Here is a 14,991-nt window from a genome sequence, read left to right on the forward strand (position 1 = left end):
GCCCCCGCGCGGCCGGCAAAATCGTTAGTTCTTATTACAAAAAAAACCGCCCCCGAAGGGGCGGTTTTCATTTCCGGCGTCCGGCTTACGCCGCCGCCCTGGCCTCGCCCAGTACGAACTCGCCGTCGCGGTAGTCCACCGGCACCACGTCCTTGGCGGCGAACTTGCCTTCGAGGATGGCGCGCGCCACCGGGTTCTCGATCTGCTGCTGGATCGCGCGCTTGAGCGGACGCGCGCCGAACACCGGGTCGTAGCCCGCGCTGGCGATCTTGGCGATCGCCGTTTCGCTGACTTCGAGCGTCATGTCCATGCGTGCCAGCCGTGCCTGCAGCCGCTGGAGCTGGATGCGGGCGATCGACTCGATATGTTGCTGGTCGAGCGCGTGGAACACCACCACCTCGTCGATCCGGTTGAGGAACTCGGGGCGGAAATGCGTCTTCACTTCCTGCCACACGGCACCCTTCACCGCTTCGTGCGGCTCGCCGGACATGGCCTGGATGATCTGCGAACCGAGGTTCGAGGTCATCACGATCACGGTGTTCTTGAAGTCCACCGTGCGGCCCTGGCCATCGGTCAGGCGGCCGTCGTCGAGCACCTGCAGCAGCACGTTGAAGACGTCCGGGTGGGCCTTCTCGACTTCATCGAGCAGCACCACGCTGTACGGCTTGCGGCGCACCGCCTCGGTCAGGTAGCCGCCTTCCTCGTAGCCCACGTATCCGGGCGGCGCGCCGATCAGCCGGCTCACGCTGTGCTTCTCCATGAACTCGCTCATGTCGATGCGGATCAGGTGGTCCTGCGAATCGAACAGGAACTCGGCCAGCGCCTTGCACAGCTCGGTCTTGCCCACGCCGGTGGGGCCGAGGAACAGGAACGAGCCATAGGGCTTGTTCTCGTCGGCCAGCCCGGCGCGCGAGCGGCGGATGGCATCCGACACCAGGCGCACGGCCTCGTCCTGCCCCACCACGCGGCGGTGCAGGTAGTCTTCCATCTGGATCAGCTTCTCGCGCTCGCCCTGCATCATGCGCGAGACCGGGATGCCGGTCGCGCGGCTGACCACCTCGGCGATTTCCTCGGCGCCGACCTGCGTGCGCAGCAGCTTGTTCTGGTGCTTCTGCTCGCTGGCCTCGGCCGCGGTGGCGGCCTTGAGCTTGCCTTCGAGCTCGGGCAGCTTGCCGTACTGCAACTCGGCCACCTTGTCGAGCTTGCCTTCGCGCTGCAGGCGCGTGATCTCCAGGCGGATCTTGTCGATCTCCTCCTTGAGCGCGGCCGCGCCCTGGGCGGCGCCCTTCTCGGCCTTCCAGATTTCCTCGAGGTCGGCGTACTCCTTCTCCAGGCGCTCGATCTCCTGCTCGATCAGCTCGAGCCGCTTCTTCGAGGCCTCGTCGGTCTCGCGCTTGACGGCTTCGCGCTCGATCTTGAGCTGGATGGTGCGGCGCTCGAGCTTGTCCATCACCTCGGGCTTGGAGTCGATCTCCATCTTGATGCGCGCGCCGGCCTCGTCGATCAGGTCGATGGCCTTGTCGGGCAGGAAGCGGTCGGTGATGTAGCGGTGCGACAGCTCCGCCGCGGCGACGATGGCCGGGTCGGTGATCTCCACGCCGTGGTGCAGCTCGTACTTCTCCTGCAGGCCGCGCAGGATGGCGATGGTGGCCTCCACGCTCGGCTCGTCCACCAGCACCTTCTGGAAGCGGCGCTCGAGCGCGGCGTCCTTCTCGATGTACTTGCGGTATTCGTCCAGCGTGGTGGCGCCGATGCAGTGCAGCTCGCCGCGCGCCAGCGCGGGCTTGAGCATGTTGCCGGCGTCGATGGCGCCCTCGGCCTTGCCCGCGCCCACCATCGTGTGGATCTCGTCGATGAAGACGATGGTCTGGCCCTCGTCCTTGGCGATGTCCGACAGCACGGCCTTGAGGCGTTCCTCGAACTCGCCGCGGTACTTGGCGCCGGCCAGCAGGCCGGCCATGTCGAGCACCAGCACGCGCTTGTTCTTCAGGGTCTCGGGCACCTCGCCGTTGACGATGCGCTGGGCCAGGCCTTCCACGATGGCGGTCTTGCCCACGCCCGGCTCGCCGATCAGCACGGGATTGTTCTTGGTGCGGCGCTGCAGGATCTGGATGGCGCGGCGGATCTCGTCGTCGCGGCCGATGACCGGGTCGAGCTTGCCGATGCGGGCGCGCTCGGTGAGGTCCACGGTGTACTTCTTGAGCGCTTCGCGCTGGGTCTCGGCGTCGGCGCTGTTGACCGCATCGCCGCCGCGCACGGCTTCGATGGCGGACTCCAGCGACTTGCGCCCCAGCCCGTGCTCGCGCGCGATGCGGCCGGCCTCGCCCTTGTCGTCGGCCACGGCGAGCAGGAACAGCTCGCTGGCGATGAACTGGTCGCCGCGCTTGATCGCTTCCTTCTCGGTGGCGTTGAACAGCGCGTTCAGCTCGCGCCCGACCTGGACCTCGCTGTTGCCCTGGATCTGCGGCAGGCGCTTGATGGCCGCGTCGAGCGCGCCGGTCAGGCCGCCCACGTTGACGCCGGCGCGCGCCAGCAGCCCGCGCGCGGCGCCGTCGTTCTGCGACAGCAGCGCGCGCAGCACGTGCAGCGGGTCGATGTATTGGTTGTCGTTGCCGATGGCCAGGCTCTGGGCGTCGGCAAGCGCTTCCTGGAATCGGGTAGTCAGTTTGTCTAGTCGCATTAAGGATCCCTCTCTCTCTGTCCTGGATGAGTGTCCTGAGACGGGAGGCGCGGCCCGGCGTACCTCCGCCTGGCCCTTCCCTGTGCGTTCCGGACACTGGTTGGTCTTTTCGAAAGATAAGGCTTTGCGACGACATTTCAAGGCCGCGCGGCCGGTATTTGGAGGCCGCCCGAAGTGGCGGCGGCGATACCCGCCGGCGGGCGCGCTCAGGCCGCCGCCAGGGCCCGCTTGTTTTCCAGGTTGCGCACCAGCACCAGCGCCTCGCCGGACAGCACCGCGCGGCCGTCGTCGCCGGTCACCACGGTGGCCAGGTTGACCAGGTCCTTGTCGCCGCGCAGGCGCACGATGCGCACCGAGGCGGTCAGCAGCTCGCCCAGCCGCGCCGGCGAGCGCAGCCGCAGCGACTGCTGCATCCAGCCGGCGCCGCGCCCGGGCAGGCGCGTGCCGAGCAGGTCGGAGAACATCCCGGCCAGCAGCGGCAGCGGCACCATCGCGCCGTCGAAGCCCCGGCTGCGGGCGAACACCGGATCGGTGTAGAACGGATTGCCGTCGTCGGTCAGCGCGACGTACTCGTCGATGTCGCCGGCGCTGAAGCTGCGCACCGCCGATGCCTCCTGGCCCACGCTCAGGTGATAGAGCACGCGCTCGCCGCCGGGCGCGGCCGGCAGGGCGTCGTCCGGCTCGCGCAGGCGCGCTTCGGCCAGCGCGCCGGCGCTGGCGTCGACCAGCAGGACCGCGTCGCCCTGCGCCGTCACCTGCTCGTCGCCCGCCGGCATGCGCGCGCCGCCGCGCCGCACGCAGCGGATCGCGGTGTCCAGCGCGATGCGGCCGCGGCCCGGCGTGTCGTTGAGGACCAGCACGGCCGCCACGCCGTCGCCGACGAAGGCCGGCCGCGGGAACATCAGCGTCTGCCCGATCGGCAGCACCGGCAGCGGGTTGCTGCGCCGCATCTGCGCGCACAGCAGCGAGAACAGCAGCATGCCGTGCGCCACCGTGGCGCCGAAGGGCGTGGTACGGGCGAAGGCCGGGTCGCAGTGGATCGGGTTATCGTCGCGCGAGAGCGAGGCGAAGCGGTCGAAGTCTTCCTGCGTCAGGACGCGCGGGCGGGATGCCTTCATCAGTTGGGTACCTCTACGGTGCTGCCGTTGACCGCGATGCGGTCCGCGCTGGCCGGCACGGCGGCGAACGGCGGCAGATTGGTGGACAGGAGCGCCGGCGCCAGCGACAGCGTGCCGCCGCGCGCGACGGTGCGCACGACCTGCGAAGGCGGCAGCGCGGTGCCGGCGGTCAGGTTGGCGTAGACCGCGTCGAGCGCGCGGTTCAGGTAGACGTGCAGCGGGATGAAACGGTTGTCATAACCGGCCACCGCGCCGATGAAGCTGTCGAAATGCTGCCCGTTGGTCACTTCGATATACGACAGCCTGCTGGCGCTGCCCTCCTGCAGGCGGTTGTAGCCGAGATACGGGCGCGACGTGTGGTTGACCGGCAGCAGCGCGTCGCTGCGGCCATGCACGATGATGGCCGGCTTGCCGTGCAGGTTGCCCGAGCGCAGCGTCTGCGCCTGGCCGGCCTGCAGCGCCGGCGACGCGCCGCCGGTGCCGCCCAGCAGCGCGCGCAGGCAGCGCGCGCCGTCGAGATTGGCATCCGCCACATTGTTGCCCGGCGACTTCGAATAGACATCGCGCAGCGGGCCGCCCGGATTGTTGTCGTTGATCAGTTGCACGCCGGCCGCCGGCGGCACGCCGTTGCCGGTGGCGTACAGCACGTTGAGCACGTCCGGCGCGATGGCCGCCGGCGCGAGCACCGCGGCGCCGGTGGCGGCGAAGCTGTAGCCGCACAGGCGGTCGGCCACGGCGGCGCGCGCGAGCGCGTTGGCGAATGTCACCGAGACCGCGCTGGCCACCTCGAACAGCGCCAGCGACGGATGGATCTCGTCCGACTCCGGCTCCCAGCCCGCGTCGTGCAGCGCCTGCAGCGCGTTGGCGGCCTGCGCCGCGGTGTCGGCGCCGGTGATGATGCCGGCGTCCGCCAGCGACTGGCAGCGGTTGAGCGCCGGCTGCGCCAGCGCCACGGCGGGCTGCGCGTAGAGATTGACGGCCGGCGCGTTGACCAGCGCCGCCGCCTGCGAGGTGCACAGTTGCAGCAGGTTCGCGGTGGTGATGTAGTCGTACAGCGTGCGCCCGGACGCCGCCACCGGCGTGCCGCCGCGCGTGACCGTCACGCCGGTGCCCGCCGGAAGATTGAGGTTGGGCTCGCCCACGGCCACGCCGTCGATCAGGCCCTCGGTGTCCTGCTCGGCCGCGGCGATGGCCGCGCCGCCGCCGTTGGAGACGCTGGAGGCGATCACCACCACCGTCTGCGGGCTGAAGGTGCGCTGGCGCGTGCCGTCCGGCGCCACCGTGCCGAAGCGGTCGTTGAGCGCCCACAGCGCGAACTGCGCGGCCTGCAGCGTGAAGCTGCCCCAGTCCTTCTCGGGGTTGCGCTGCGAGTGCGCGTGCTTGAAGGCCAGGCGGTGCGGCGCGAGCGCGTTGAAGGCCGGCAGGCTGGTGCCCGGAAACGGCGCGGCGAACTGCGCGTTGGCGCCAGCCGCGCCGCGCGCGGCGCGCGTGCCGTCGATCAGCGGCACGGTGTCGGCATCGAGGTCGTGCGGCGCGGCGCCGGTGCCCTTGTCGGTGTAGGCCACGGCGCAGCCGCGCTTGAGCGCCCACTCGCCGGTGGAGATGCCGCCGTAGACGCCGCGCGAGCCCGACGAGGTCGCGGTGATCAGGCACGGCCGCGTCACGTCGAAGCTGTCCGGGATCTGCACCAGCATGGTCACGTTCTGGCGGCCGCTGCCGTCGTCGGAGAAGGCCAGGTACTCGCGCCCGGCCACCTTGCCCTGCCCGCCGGTGACGTTGCCCTGGGCGTCCACGTTGGGGCCGAACAGCGTGCCGTAGCCGCCGCCGGCGGTGGTGTCGACCAGCGCGCGGTAGTTGGTATAGATGGCGTAGCGGCGCAGCTCGGCCGCGGTGGGCGCGGCCGGGTTCAGCGGCAGCGGCGCGGTGGCCGACGCCAGCCCGTCCTTGCCGAGGCCGGCGGTGAGCAGGTCGTCGGTGTTGCCGTCGTAGGACTTGATCGTCACCGTGCCGATATTGGACGGCTTGACGTTGGGACTGGCGTTGCCGCCGTTGTTGCCATTGCCGTTGCCGCCACCGCCGCAGGCGGCCAGCGCCAGGCAGGCCAGGCCCGCCAGCGCCAGCCGGGCCACGCCACCGAGACTCGCCGCGGATTCGCGCGACATGCCGTACCCCCCGTTGCCTGCCGGTCCGATCGGGAACAGATGCACGGCGTGCGCGGCGCCGCCGGCATGGCGCGCCGGACTGGCCGCAAGGTGCTTGCGTTGCATGCTCGTCTCCTCGTGGGATGCCTTCTTCTTGTTGCCGGTGCGGATCGGGCTGCCGATCGATATTGCCCGCCGTTGCTGCCTGTGCTTCCGTTGCTGGCTCCTTCCGTTGCTGGCCCTGCCGTCGTTTCCTGCTTGCCGCGCCCTTCCGCGCGGCCGTTCAGTGCGGCCGTTCAGTGCGTGCCCGGCGCCGGCTTGCCGTCGCGCTGCGTTCGGCGCGCCTCCAGTCCGTGCGAGATCATGTCGAACGCGGTGTCGACCACCTTGGCCATCGACGCCGGGCGCTCCCACAGCGCGTAGCGCATGCCGAGGAAATTGCTGATGCCGATCAGGCACCAGGCCCGCACCTCGGCGTCGCCGGGCGAGATCTGGCCCTGTTCTTCAGCCTCGTCCAGGCGGCGGCGGTAGACGTCGGCGAAGGCCTGGAAGTAGCTGCTGTAGATGGCCTCGTCCACCGAATACGAATCGAGCACGATGCGATACAGGTTCTTGTGGCGCGAGACGAACGAGAGGAAGGCCCTGAGGCCGAGCCGCTCGGCCTCGATCCGCGTGTGCGCCGGGCCGGCGTGCTTGCGCAGGTGGGCGCGCACCAGTTCCAGCATACGCTGCATCAGCGCGCGGAAGATGTCTTCCTTGTCCTTGAAGTAGAGATAGAAGGTGCCCATCGCCACCTGGGCCTCCTGGGTGATCTCGGAGATCGACGCCACGTGGTAGCCCTTCTCGCCGAACACCTTCTCGGCGGCGCGCAGCAGCGCCGCGCGGGTCTTTTGGCCGCGCGCGGTCTTGGGCTGGCTCGCGCCGGGATCGGTCAGCGGCATCGCGGCTCCGGGATCGTGAAACATGAATCAGCTATCATGTTTCATCGTATAAACCCGGTGCTCGGCATGTCAATAGATCGCATCCCGTAGACCGGCGCCGGGCGCGGCGCTCAGGCCAGCAGCCGGTAGGTCCACAGGCCGAGCACGGTCAGCGCCAGCGAGCCGCCCAGGTGCAGCAGCAGGTGCGCCGCGGCCCAGCCGTAGTCGCCGGCCATCAGGTTGGCCACGACTTCGCTGGAGAAGGTGGAGAAGGTGGTGAGCCCGCCGAGAAAGCCGGTCACCGCCAGCAGGCGCCATTCGGACGGCAGTTCCACGTGCGAGTCGAAATAGCCGACGGCGAGGCCGACCAGGTAGCCGCCCACCAGGTTGGCGGCCAGCGTGCCGTAGGGCAGCGCCGGGTTGGCGGCGTTCCACAGCACCGAGAACAGCCAGCGCAGCCACGCGCCCATCGCGGCGCCCACGCCCACCGCGACAAACCCGAGCGGGCCCATCAGCGCGCGGCTTCCGCGTCCTGCGGGGGCGCCGCGGGGGCGTCGCCGCTGGCGTTGAGCGAGCGCACGCCCCAGCGCTGCAGCGCGGCCTCGTCGGCGACGCGCGCGTCGACCCAGCGCGCGCCTGCCGGGGTCTGCTCTTTCTTCCAGAACGGCGCCTCGGACTTGAGATAGTCCATGATGAATTCGCAGGCGGCGAACGCGTTGCCGCGATGGGCCGAGGCCACCGCCACCAGCACGATCTGGTCCAGCGGCAGCAGCGGCCCGACCCGGTGCACGATGGTCACGCCGAGCAGCGCCCAGCGCTCCCGCGCCACCGCCTCGATGCGGGCCAGCGCCTTCTCGGTCATGCCCGGGTAGTGCTCCAGCTCCATCGCGCTGACGGCGCTGCCGTCGCTGACGTCGCGCACCGTGCCGATGAAGCTGGCCACCGCGCCCACGCCCGGCTGGTCCGCGCGCAGCGCGGCCACCTCGGCGCCCAGGTCGAAATCCTCGCGCTGCACCCTGACGCTCATCTCAGCCTCCCGTGACCGGCGGGAAGAAGGCCACCTCGCAGCCTTCGGCCAGCGCGCTGCCGGCGCCCGCCACCTCGTGGTCCACCGCCATGCGCAGGGCGCGGCCTTCGGCCAGCACTTCGGCCCAGGCGCCGCCGCGCGCGCCCAGCCACTGGCGCAGCTCGCCCACGGTGGCCACCGTGGCCGGCACCGCGACGCGCTCCTGCCCCAGGCCCAGTTGCTCGCGCACGCTGGCAAAAAAACGCAGTTCGATGTTCATCGCAGTCACTCTCCTCAGCCCAGCAGCCCGTCGAAGGCGATGTACTGCACGATGTCGCCGCGCGCGATCGCCTGGCCCGGCGGGTTGTCGACCAGGCCGTCGCCCCACACGGTGGAAGTCAGCACGCCCGAGCTCTGGTTGGGAAACAGCTCGAGCCCGCCGGCCTGGTTGGTGCGCACGCGCAGGAATTCGTTGCGGCGGTCGCCCTTGGGCAGGTCGAAATCGGCGCGCAGCAGCAGGCGGCGCGGCATCACGTCCTGCACGCCCTGCAAGCGCAGGATGAAGGGCCGCACGAACAGCAGGAAGGTCACGAAGCTGGACACCGGGTTGCCCGGCAGGCCGAGGAAATAGGCCGGCGCCTGCCCGCCGCGCGCGACCTCGCCGAAGGCCAGCGGCTTGCCCGGCTTCATCGCGATCTGCCACAGGTTCAGGCGCCCTTCGGCCTGGACCGCCGGCTTGATATGGTCTTCCTCGCCGACCGAGACGCCGCCCGAGGTGATGATCAGGTCATGCCCGGCGGCGGCGCGGCGCAGCGTGTCGCGCGTGGCGGCCAGCGAGTCCGGCACGATGCCGAAGTCGCTGACCTCGCAGCCGAGCCGGTCGAGCAGGCCGCGCAGCGTGAAGCGGTTGGAGTTGTAGATGGCGCCCGGCTTGAGCGGCTCGCCCGGCATGGCGAGCTCGTCGCCGGTGAAGAACACCGCCACCTTGACGCGGCGCACCACGTCGAGCGCGGCCTGCCCCACCGAGGCGGCCAGCCCGAGCGCCTGCGGCGTCAGGCGCGTGCCGGCGGGCAGGATCACGCTGCCGGCGCGGATGTCCTCGCCCGCGCGGCGGATCCACTCGCCGGCCTGCGGCGCGTGGTTGACCACCACCTCGTCGCCTTCGGCCACGCATTGCTCCTGCATGACCACCGCATCGGCGCCGGGCGGGATCAGGCCGCCGGTGAAGATGCGCGCCGCGGTGCCGGCGGCCAGCGCCGTGCCCACGTGGCCGGCGGGAATGCGCTGCGCCACGCGCAGGCGCGCGCCGGGCGCGGGCACGTCGGCATGGCGCACGGCGTAGCCGTCCATCGCGGTATTGTCCGCGGGCGGCACGTCCAGCGTGCTGGCCACGGGCGCGGCCAGCACGCGGCCGTTGGCATCGAGCGTGGCGATGCGCTCGCTCTCGGCCAGCGGCGTGGCGCCGGCCAGCAGGGCTTCGAGCGCCTGGGCCGTGGTCAGCATGGGGGAACGGGCGGGCGCGGCGGCTTGGGTCATGACGAAAGCAGGTAGGTGGGGACGGCAGGCTGAGACGCAAACCCGCGGTCGCCCAAGGGAAACGGCCCACGTACCGTCCCCGGTACCTGCGGGGGCGATGCGCGGGCCGTGCGGTTCAGCTCGGCAAGTCCGATTGTAGCGAGTTGGCGCCAACCCGGCCAACGGCCGGCCGCGGATGCCGCCGGTGCCGCCAGTGCCAGGAAGGCGGGCGCGGCCTACAGGCCGGTGTGGCCGGCGATGAAGGCCTTGATCCGGCCGGCGTCGGCGGGCATGACCTCGAAACGCTGCGGCAGCTTCTCGATGCCGTCGAAGCTGGCCGGCCGCTCCGGCTCGTGGCCGAGCGCCTCGCGGATGGTGTCGGCGAACTTGGCCGGCAGCGCGGTTTCCAGCACCACCATCGGCACGCCGGGGGCGAGGTGCTCGCGCGCGACCTTGACGCCGTCGGCGGTGTGCGTGTCGATGGTGATGCCGTAGCGCGAGGACAGGTCGCGGATGGTGGCGAGGCGGTCCTCGTGCGTGCTGCGCCCGGAGACGAAGCCGAACGCGCGGATGCGCTCGAATTCCGCCGTGCCGGCGAGGTCGAAGCCGCCCGCGGTGTCGACGTCGCGGAACATCCGCGCCAGCTTGGCGGCATCGCGGCCGAGCAGGTCGAACACGAAGCGCTCGAAGTTCGAGGCCTTGGAGATGTCCATGCTCGGGCTGGAGGTGTGGTACGTCTCGGCCGACTTGCGCACGCGGTAGGTGCCGGTGCGGAAGAATTCGTCGAGCACGTCGTTCTCGTTGGTGGCCACCACCAGCTTGTCGATCGGCAGGCCCATCATGCGCGCGATGTGGCCGGCGCAGACGTTGCCGAAATTGCCCGACGGCACGCAGAACGAGACCTTCTGGCCCGGGCCGCTGGTCGCCAGCAGCCAGCCCTTGAAGTAGTACACCACCTGGGCCACCACGCGCGCCCAGTTGATCGAGTTGACCGTGCCGATCTTCTGGCGGGCCTTGTAGCCGAGGTCGTTCGACACCGCCTTGACGATGTCCTGGCAGTCGTCGAACACGCCTTCGACCGCCAGGTTGAAGATGTTCGGGTCCTGCAGGCTGAACATCTGCGCGGTCTGGAACGCGCTCATCTTGCGGTGCGGGCTGAGCATGAACACGCGGATGCCGCGCTTGCCGCGCATCGCGTATTCGGCGGCACTGCCGGTGTCGCCCGAGGTGGCGCCGAGGATGTTCAGCTCCTGCCCGGCGCGCGCCAGCGCGTACTCGAACAGGTTGCCGAGCAGCTGCATGGCCATGTCCTTGAACGCCAGCGTGGGGCCGTTGGACAGGCCCAGCAGTTGCAGCGGCGCCCCGCCCTCCTCGCCCAGCGTGCGCAGCGGGGTGATGTCGGCGGTGTTGTCGCCGGGGCGGGCGTTGCAGTACACCTCGGCGGTATAGGTCTTGCGCGTGAGCGCGCGCAGGTCCGCGGCCGGGATGTCGTCGCAGAAGCGGGACAGCACTTCGAAGGCGAGATCGGCGTAGGACAGCTTGCGCCAGGCCTCCAGCTCGTCGGCGGTGACTTGCGGGTATGCCTGCGGCAGGTACAGTCCGCCGTCCGGCGCCAGGCCGCCCAGCAGGATCTCGGAGAAGGTTTGCGGCGCCTCGTGGCCGCGCGTCGACAGGTATTTCATCGCTCGCTCAGTTCAGTTCTTCCATGCGCAGGCGCGTGACCGCGGACAGCACGGTCGGCAGCGCCTCGATCTTGACGATGGCGGCGTTGACCTGCTTCTCGCGCGTGAGGTGCGACAGCATGATGATGTCGGTCTGCGGCTCGCCTTCGCGCGATTCCTTCTGCAGCATGGCATCGATGGAGATGCCGGCGTCGGCGAGGATGCGGGTGATGTCGGCCAGCACGCCGGTCTCGTCGGCCACGCGCATGCGCAGGTAGTACGAGCTGGTGACTTCCTCGATCGGCAGCACCGGCACGCTGGACAGCTCGTCCGGCTGGAAGGCCAGGTGCGGCACGCGGTGCTCGGGGTCGGCGGTGTGCAGGCGGGTCACGTCGACGAGGTCGGCGATCACCGCCGAGGCGGTCGGCTCGGCGCCGGCGCCCTTGCCGTAGTACAGCGTGGCGCCCACGGCGTCGCCCTGCACCAGCACTGCGTTCATGGCGCCTTCCACGTTGGCGATCAGGCGCTTGGTGGGCACCAGGGTCGGGTGCACGCGCAGCTCGATGCCGTTCTCGCGGCGGCGCGTCAGGCCCAGCAGCTTGATGCGGTAGCCGAGCTCCTCGGCGTAGCGGATGTCCACGGCCGACAGCCTGGTGATGCCTTCCACGTAAGCCTTGTCGAACTGCACCGGCATGCCGAACGCGATCGAGCTCATCAGCGTGACCTTGTGGGCCGCGTCGATGCCTTCGATGTCGAAGGTCGGGTCGGCCTCGGCATAACCGAGCGCCTGCGCTTCCTTGAGCACGGTGTCGAAGTCCAGGCCCTTGTCGCGCATCTCCGACAGGATGAAGTTGGTGGTGCCGTTGATGATGCCGGCGATCCACTCGATGCGGTTGGCGGTCAGGCCTTCGCGCAGCGCCTTGATGATGGGGATGCCGCCGGCCACCGCGGCTTCGAAGGCCACGATCACGCCCTTGCGGCGCGCGGCCTCGAAGATCTCGTTGCCGTGCACGGCCAGCAGCGCCTTGTTGGCGGTGACGACGTGCTTGCCGTTCTCGATGGCCTTGAGCACCAGCTCGCGCGCGATGCCGTAGCCGCCGATCAGCTCGACGACGATGTCGATCCCGGCGCGGGTGACGACCTCGTTGGCGTCGGCCACCACCTCGACCTGCCCACCGGTCAGCTCGCGGGCGCGTTCGGTGTTGAGGTCGGCGACCACGGCAATCTCGATGCCGCGGCCGGCGCGGCGGCGGATCTCTTCCTGGTTGCGTTGCAGCACGTTGAACGTGCCGCTACCGACGGTACCGATGCCAAGCAGGCCTACTTTGATGGGGTTCATGGACAATCTGACTCTGGGTTGCTGAAAAATGGATTGCGCCGCGGCGCCGGCTCAGGCCGCGAGGCCCTGGTGGCGCCTGCGGTAGGCATCGAGGAAGCGGCCCACGCGGCCGATGGCCTCGCGCAGGTCTTCCTCGTGCGGCAGGAACACGATCCGGAAATGGTCCGGCTTGCCCCAGTTGAAGCCGGTGCCCTGCACCAGCAGCACCTTGGATTCCTGCAGCAGCTCGTAGATGAATTCCTGGTCGTCCTGGATCGGGTACATCGACAGGTCGAGTTTGGGGAACAGGTACAGCGCGGCCTTGGGCTTGACGCAGGTCACGCCCGGGATCTGCGTGATCAGTTCGTGCGCGAGGTCGCGCTGGCGGCGCAGGCGGCCGCCCTCGCCCACCAGGTCGTTGATGCTCTGGTAGCCGCCCAGCGCGGTCTGGATGGCCCACTGGCCCGGCACGTTGGCGCACAGGCGCATCGAGGACAGCATGTTGAGGCCCTCGATGTAGTCCAGCGCCGGGCGCTTGTCCCCCGACACCACCATCCAGCCGGCGCGGTAGCCGCACGAGCGGTAGTTCTTGGACAGGCCGTTGAAGGTCACGGTCAGCACGTCGGTCGACAGCGCGGCGATCGAGGTGTGGGTGTGGCCGTCGTACAGCACCTTGTCGTAGATCTCGTCGGCGAAGATGATCAGGCCGTGCTCGCGCGCGATCGCCACGATGGCCTCGAGCAGCTCGTCCGAATACAGCGCGCCGGTCGGGTTGTTGGGGTTGATGACGACGATGGCCTTGGTATTGGGCGTGATCTTGGCGCGGATGTCGTCGAGGTCGGGCATCCACTCGTTGGCCTCGTCGCACACGTAGTGCACCGGGGTGCCGCCCGACAGGCTCACCGCGGCGGTCCACAGCGGGTAGTCCGGCGCCGGCACCAGCACTTCGTCACCGCCGTTGAGCAGCGCGTTCATCGACATCACGATCAGTTCCGAGGCGCCGTTGCCCACGTAGATGTCGTCCAGCCCCACGCCTTCGATGTTCTTCTGCTGGGTGTAGTGCATGATCGCCTTGCGCGCGGCGAAGATGCCCTTGGAGTCCGAGTAGCCCGCCGAGTTGGGCAGGTTGCGCATCATGTCCTGCTGGATCTCTTCCGGGGCGTCGAAACCGAACACGGCGAGGTTGCCGATGTTCAGCTTGATGATCTTGTGGCCTTCTTCTTCCATCTGCTTGGCCTTCTCCAGCACCGGGCCGCGGATGTCGTAGCAAACATTGTTGAGCTTGTTGGATTTCTGGATCGGTTTCACGGCGATGTCGGCAGGAGGCAAGGGCCGCCGGGCAAGCGGCGGCTGGCTAGGGAATCCGGGTGGGAAGGAGTGGTCCGCGGGCGCCTGTCCGCTGCGGTGCGACGCGAAACGTGGCAGGCAGGGAGGCAAAAGCTATAATTTATCGGATTATGACAGACTTCGGCAGGGATTCTTGCATTGCAGCGTGCGCCGCCGGGCGCTTGCCGTTCTGTCGCCGTTCCGCTTTCAACCCGCCCCCAAACCCGCCCCGGGCGGCCGCCCGCTCGCCGGGCACCCGCCGCGGGGCCGCGCCGCCAAAGGTTCCCCATTGAAACTCCACGCTGACCAGCCCAATGCCCTCAATACGGTGACCGCCTACGGGCCCGGCTATATCGAAATCAACATGGTGCGCTACACCGAGTCCGTGCTGGTCATGCCCGAGGGCGAGATCCGGCCGTGGCCGGTGCGGCGCTTCGAAGACCTGGAGCCGGCCCATTTCGAGGGCCTGCTGCCGCACGCGCCCGAGGTGGTGCTGCTCGGCACCGGCAACCGCCTGCGCTTCCCGCACCCGCGCCTGACCGACTCGCTGGCGCGCCGGCACGTGGGCGTGGACGCGATGGACCTGCAGGCCGCCTGCCGCACCTACAACATCCTGATGGCCGAAGGCCGCAAGGTGGCGGCGGTGCTGCTGCTGGAAGACCCGGCCTGAGCCTGGCCGCGGTTGCGCCGCGGCCGTCCGGGGCGCCCGCGGGCACGGCGCGGCAAGTTAAGCGCGCGCCACGCTTGAAGTTTGCCGGGCCGCCCCCATCTGCCGCCACCAAGGTGGCAGCACGCATGCCGCCGCCTCCCTTCCTGCCTCTCCCAGGAGCCACAAGAATGACAATCAGTCTCGACCAGGCCGTACCCGACTTCAGCGCGCCCGCCACCGGCGGTGCTTTCCGCCTCTCCGAGCAGCGTGGCAAGACGGTAGTGCTGTATTTCTATCCCAAGGACAACACGCCGGGCTGCACCACGGAAGCCATGAACTTCCGCGACCAGTACGACGGCTTCCTCGGCGCCGACGCGGTGGTGTTCGGCATCTCGCGCGACAGCATGAAGTCGCACGAGAACTTCAAGGCCAAGCTGGAATTGCCGTTCGAGCTCATCTCCGACGGCGACGAGGCCGTCTGCACCCTGTTCGATGTCATCAAGATGAAGAAAATGTATGGCAAGGAAGTGCGCGGCATCGAGCGCAGCACCTTCGTCATCGACCGCAAGGGCATCCTGCGCCACGCCATGCGCGGCATCAAGGTGCCCAACCACGTCGACGAGGTCCTGCAGATCGTGCGCAGCCTCTGAGCGCGCC

Annotated in this window: 13 protein-coding genes; 2 read left to right on the top strand and 11 right to left on the bottom strand. The window is 69.5% G+C overall.

Annotation, left to right across the window (positions count from 1 at the left end):
- Positions 1-85 precede the first annotated feature (85 nt).
- The 11 genes from clpB to KF708C_RS18610 all read right to left on the bottom strand — a co-directional run bounded on the left by clpB (position 86) and on the right by KF708C_RS18610 (position 13,667).
- Positions 86-2,680 (bottom strand): ATP-dependent chaperone ClpB, encoded by a 2,595-nt coding sequence (gene clpB, locus KF708C_RS18560; protein WP_020205675.1) that lies wholly within the window; start codon positions 2,678-2,680, stop codon positions 86-88.
- A 206-nt stretch (positions 2,681-2,886) separates the two neighbouring features.
- The gene (locus tag KF708C_RS18565) at positions 2,887-3,798 is read right to left on the bottom strand and encodes a MaoC/PaaZ C-terminal domain-containing protein (RefSeq protein ID WP_059412891.1); all 912 of its coding nucleotides are present in this window, start codon (positions 3,796-3,798) and stop codon (positions 2,887-2,889) included.
- Positions 3,798-6,065: a 3-hydroxybutyrate oligomer hydrolase family protein gene (locus KF708C_RS18570; protein ID WP_370552847.1), complete on the bottom strand. Its 2,268-nt coding sequence runs from the start codon at positions 6,063-6,065 to the stop codon at positions 3,798-3,800. The genes KF708C_RS18565 and KF708C_RS18570 overlap by 1 nt, the downstream gene beginning before the upstream one ends.
- A gap of 170 nt (positions 6,066-6,235) precedes the next feature.
- Positions 6,236-6,880: a TetR/AcrR family transcriptional regulator gene (locus tag KF708C_RS18575; protein WP_059412903.1), complete on the bottom strand. Its 645-nt coding sequence runs from the start codon at positions 6,878-6,880 to the stop codon at positions 6,236-6,238.
- Positions 6,881-6,990: 110 nt separating this feature from the next.
- On the bottom strand, positions 6,991-7,371 hold the full coding sequence (gene crcB, locus KF708C_RS18580) for a fluoride efflux transporter CrcB (RefSeq protein ID WP_020205679.1): 381 nt from the start codon (positions 7,369-7,371) through the stop codon (positions 6,991-6,993).
- Positions 7,371-7,886, bottom strand: coding sequence for a molybdopterin synthase catalytic subunit MoaE (gene moaE / locus KF708C_RS18585; protein WP_059412892.1), 516 nt, complete (start codon positions 7,884-7,886; stop codon positions 7,371-7,373). Before moaE ends, crcB begins: the two co-directional genes overlap by 1 nt.
- Before the next feature lies 1 nt (position 7,887).
- Positions 7,888-8,145 carry a molybdopterin converting factor subunit 1 gene (moaD, locus tag KF708C_RS18590; protein WP_020205681.1) on the bottom strand — a complete coding sequence of 86 codons (258 nt, stop codon included), beginning with the start codon at positions 8,143-8,145 and terminating at the stop codon, positions 7,888-7,890.
- Between the two features lie 14 nt (positions 8,146-8,159).
- The gene (locus tag KF708C_RS18595) at positions 8,160-9,401 is read right to left on the bottom strand and encodes a molybdopterin molybdotransferase MoeA (protein ID WP_059412893.1); all 1,242 of its coding nucleotides are present in this window, start codon (positions 9,399-9,401) and stop codon (positions 8,160-8,162) included.
- 215 nt (positions 9,402-9,616) lie between these two features.
- Positions 9,617-11,062, bottom strand: a complete 1,446-nt coding sequence (gene thrC, locus KF708C_RS18600; RefSeq protein WP_059412894.1) for a threonine synthase — start codon at positions 11,060-11,062, stop codon at positions 9,617-9,619.
- A gap of 7 nt (positions 11,063-11,069) precedes the next feature.
- Positions 11,070-12,380: a homoserine dehydrogenase gene (locus tag KF708C_RS18605; protein WP_059412895.1), complete on the bottom strand. Its 1,311-nt coding sequence runs from the start codon at positions 12,378-12,380 to the stop codon at positions 11,070-11,072.
- 51 nt (positions 12,381-12,431) lie between these two features.
- Positions 12,432-13,667: a pyridoxal phosphate-dependent aminotransferase gene (locus tag KF708C_RS18610; RefSeq protein ID WP_029044175.1), complete on the bottom strand. Its 1,236-nt coding sequence runs from the start codon at positions 13,665-13,667 to the stop codon at positions 12,432-12,434.
- Positions 13,668-13,974: 307 nt separating this feature from the next.
- Between KF708C_RS18610 and KF708C_RS18615 the strand changes: the two genes are divergently transcribed.
- On the top strand, positions 13,975-14,355 hold the full coding sequence (locus KF708C_RS18615; RefSeq protein WP_029044176.1) for an Mth938-like domain-containing protein: 381 nt from the start codon (positions 13,975-13,977) through the stop codon (positions 14,353-14,355).
- 167 nt (positions 14,356-14,522) lie between these two features.
- Positions 14,523-14,984: a peroxiredoxin gene (locus KF708C_RS18620; RefSeq protein ID WP_020205687.1), complete on the top strand. Its 462-nt coding sequence runs from the start codon at positions 14,523-14,525 to the stop codon at positions 14,982-14,984.
- The last annotated feature ends 7 nt before the right edge of the window (positions 14,985-14,991 follow it).

The sequence above is a fragment of the Cupriavidus basilensis genome (genome assembly GCF_000876015.1).
GTDB classification, from domain to species: Bacteria; Pseudomonadota; Gammaproteobacteria; order Burkholderiales; family Burkholderiaceae; genus Cupriavidus; species Cupriavidus basilensis_B.